At 49.8% G+C, this 2,210-nt stretch carries 1 protein-coding gene; it reads right to left on the reverse strand.

The features are described 5' to 3' along the window. The coding region (locus E0698_RS26155; RefSeq protein ID WP_192513418.1) for a condensation domain-containing protein at positions 1-2,210 on the reverse strand (2,210 nt) is incomplete at both ends.

A 2,210-nucleotide genomic window follows, 5' to 3' on the forward strand; every position in this document is an offset into this window, starting at 1 on the left:
AGGGTTCCGACAAACATCCCAATGATGGGCTCCAGATCGGCATGTGGGCGTCCCGCAATTGGGGTGCCAACAATGATATCTTCCTGCCCTGTATATTGATATAGTAACGCTGTATAGGCCGCTAATAACACCATGTACAGCGTCGAACCTGTCTGTGCTGCCAGTTCTTTTAAGCGCTCGCTAACTTCACGCTCCAATCTGAATACAACCGTGTCGCCTGCTGTGCTCCGTACCGCCGGACGGGCAAAATCGGTTGGCAGGTTCAGCACAGGCAGATTGCCCCGGAAAGTATTGAGCCAATACGCTTCCTGACCTTCCATCCAATCCTGTTGCGCTTCACTTTGCTGCCATACGGCATAATCTTTGTATTGAATCCGTAGCGGTGGCAGCTCTTCATCGCTGTATAAGCGAGCAAATTCGCGAGTCAACACGCCCGTCGACACACCGTCCGAGATGATATGGTGCATATCGAGCATCAGCAAATACTGCGGCTCTTCTTCTATTCCCTGTACGCCCAAATCGATCAGGGCAACCCGCAGCAACGGAGCGGCTTGCAGATCAAATGGACGTACAAAGCTTTGGATCATTTCTTGTACTTCCTTGCTCACAAGCTGCTCAGTCACCGATGCATACCGTTCCTGCACTGCATCACGATGTAACACTTTCACATCGGTTTGTCGATCTGCTGCTGTATAAGCTACGACATGTCCCACCTGCACCTTCGCATACTCCAACTCGAACGATACGGTATCCTGAATCTGCTGCTTCGGCTCGTTATTTATCATTTCAAAGCGGGTACGGAGTGTTGAATGGCGTGAGATCAATTGACAGAATACTTCTTCCATCCGCTTCACATCCAGCGGGCCGCTTACCCGGAACATAACAGGCATGTTGTAGTTTACATCGTCAGGGTCAAGCTGGTGCAATACGTACATCCGCTTTTGCGCGGAGGACAGCGGATAAAAAGTTCGTTCTTCCGTCACCGGAATCAATGCATACTTCATCTGTTCCAAACTTTCAATCACTACAGCCAGCTGTTCAATCGTTGGAGCTTCGAAAATACTGCGTAACGACAGGGATTTATTCAGTTCTTTGTGAATCTTTGAAGTCAAGGTAGTTGCCCGCAGTGAGTGACCACCAATCTCGAAAAAGTTCTCTTTCACGCCGACTTGCTTCAGGCCCAATACATCCTGCCAAATTTGGGTCAGCTTCGATTCCATTGGCGTTCGCGGTGCGAAATAATCCGTTCTGCTTTGCAGATTATCTTCCAATGCTGGCAATGCTTTGCGGTCGATTTTGCCATTCGGACTTAATGGCATCTGCTCCAATTGTATAAAGTATGATGGCACCATATAGCTTGGCAGCTCTCGGCCCAGTTCGCTTCTCAGCTCGCTTGCGCCAATTTCTTGCCCGGCGACGTAGTACGCCACCATTTGCTTTTGCCCTGTTTCATCTGCTTGAGCAATGACCGTTACTTCCCGTACAAAATCAACTTGCAGCAGCTTCGACTCAACCTCACTCAGTTCAATTCGATACCCGCGGATTTTCACCTGATGGTCGATTCGGCCGATAAACTCCAGATTTCCATCCGCTTTCCAGCGGGCGAGGTCCCCGGTTTTGTACATTCGTGTTCCTGTTGAAAATGGATTATCTACAAATTTGTCCGCCGTCAATTCCGCGCGATTCCAATAGCCACGGGCCAAACCTTCCCCTGCAATGCATAGCTCGCCTGGTACACCGATCGGCTGTAATTCACCCTTTGCGTTAATGACATAAATTTGCGTATTTGCGATAGGGCGTCCAATGTCAATCTGTTTGGCCTGGGTAAGTTCCTGTACTGCTGACCACACCGTCGTTTCTGTAGGTCCGTACATGTTATAAATGCGGGGACCGTTCAATTTTTGCAAGGCCTCCAGCAGCTTGGGTGGAAGCGCTTCTCCCCCCACCATAATCTCCTGTACACCTTGCAGCGCACGAGAGCCTTCCTCATGACCCAGCAGCATTTGCAGCCGGGATGGCGTCATTTGCAGCATGTCAATGTGATGTGCTGTAATCAGCTCGCCAAGTGCCTGAGGATTGACCTGATGACGGTGGTCACCAAGTACAACGGTCATTCCGCCCAGCAACGGCAGGATCGTTTCCAATACGAAAATATCGAACGAAATGGTGGTTAGCGATAAAATCGTTTTGTCCGCTGCAAAGTCGATCAC

The sequence above is a fragment of the Paenibacillus sp. 23TSA30-6 genome (assembly GCF_014858585.1).
GTDB lineage: Bacteria > Bacillota > Bacilli > Paenibacillales > Paenibacillaceae > Paenibacillus.